This is a genomic window from Candidatus Jordarchaeum sp. (assembly GCF_052745115.1).
In genome coordinates this window covers 1-1742 of record NZ_JBRAKS010000538.1, presented here as the reverse complement: position 1 = coordinate 1742, position 1742 = coordinate 1, and the positions used below count along the sequence as shown (strand labels likewise).

Here is a 1742-nt window from a genome sequence, read left to right as displayed (position 1 = left end):
TTTTTCCCGAGTTTGACAGTTAAAAAATACAAATAATTGATATACAATTAAAAAAGTAACATTAAAAAGATTTACTCCACTACAATTTCTTCTAATATTGTATTTGGGATTTTAATTCCAAGTGATCTTAAGATAAGGTTATTTTCATCAGTTATTTCTGTCCTCATAATTACTTTTTTGCCGAATGCATTGATGGTAACAGCTTTGATCTTATCAAGTTGGTAAAAAACTTCATCTGTCGATAAGTTTAATTTTTCCTGCCGGTTAAGTTTAAACTCAATAGCCCTGAGCATGTACAAGCTCAGGAAACAGATCATTATATGTCCCTCTATTCTTTTTTTAGTCCAATGATATACAGGACGAAGATCCAGAGTGGACTTAAGTATTCGAAAACTGTTTTCAATTTGCCATAACATCTGGTAAGTCAATACAATCTCCTTATTGCTCATGGAGTGGTTATTGGTATAAAAGCCAAAAAAACCATCCCATCTGGCTTTTTCTAATACCTGCTTCTGATCAATTACCACTCTGGAGTCGCCTTCAACCTTCAGATAACTGTTATATGCTGATTTGGTTAAAGATTTTGGTTTATCACTCCTTTCGAGTTTCTTTTGCAATCTCTCCAGCAAAAGCTCCCGTTGTGTTTTATCTCTTTCTGCCCGTTGCTTACTGTAACCTAATACTAATCGTTGACCTCCAATGTTAATTTGCCATGTCGATATGTTCTCATCAATGGCAATGTATTTTTCCCTTGATAAAATCTTTTGATGATACTTCTCAGATATCTTGCTTATTTTGGCTGAAATGATATATTCATACCCGGCCGATGATAATTCCTCCATGATTCTCTCACTCACAATACCTTTGTCTCCTACGAAAACAATCTTCTCAAGTAAAAAGTCTTTCCTTAGCTTTTCCAATACCGGAACTACTGTCTTTCCCTCAAATGTATTGCCTGGAAATAAATAATAACTTATCGGCAATCCATCCTGGTTAATTACAAGCCCGATAACTACCTGGACAGAGTCTGTCTTGTTTTCTTTGCTGTATCCATATTTTCTTAATGCGTCTGCCTGCTGACTCTCAAAATAAAGCGTTGTTAAATCATAAAAAACTACCCTTACAACAGATTTAAACAAACTGCGTGTCTTTTCAAAAAACGATCTCTCTATCATGTCTTTATGCTCTGCAACTATATCCAGGCTCCGATACAAATGATGAAGTTCTATCCTGTCAAAACTCTCTCCATAGATATTTTCTTTCCATTTATCTATGCCTAACTTACTTAATGGATTTATTAGCCGGTTACTTATCATTAATTTTACAGCTAACTCAAAATCAAACTCTATCTTATATAGCTGCTGTATGTCAAAAAGCAATCGCTTCATTTTCAATTGATCCCAAAGAAAATTAATAACCAGCATCGGCCCATATGTCAGTGCATTCTTAATACCACCTTCCCATCTGCTCAAAAGAAAATATTTACGCGAGATAATTGCTAATTTCTCCATTAAATTATCAAGAGCACCTCTGGCTATCAACTCCTCCTCCCTTCCAAGATTGGCCAGTACCCGGTGTCTTGTTTTATCCTTTTCCCGGTAACTCTCTACAATCTGTAGATAATAGATTGGGTGTGCTTTACTACCTCCTCTGGTTCTTTTTATAAACATGTGACAAATTTTTATCAAATATATCACATGTATTTTATATTATGTATCTATTAAATAAACATTTTATTAACA

At 34.4% G+C, this 1742-nt stretch carries 1 protein-coding gene; it reads right to left on the bottom strand.

The window, feature by feature from the left end; all coding sequences use genetic code 11:
- Window positions 1-71: 71 nt before the first annotated feature.
- Window positions 72-1688: an IS1634 family transposase gene (locus tag ACUVXA_RS20600; protein WP_445873169.1), complete on the bottom strand. Its 1617-nt coding sequence runs from the start codon at window positions 1686-1688 to the stop codon at window positions 72-74.
- Window positions 1689-1742: the final 54 nt, after the last annotated feature.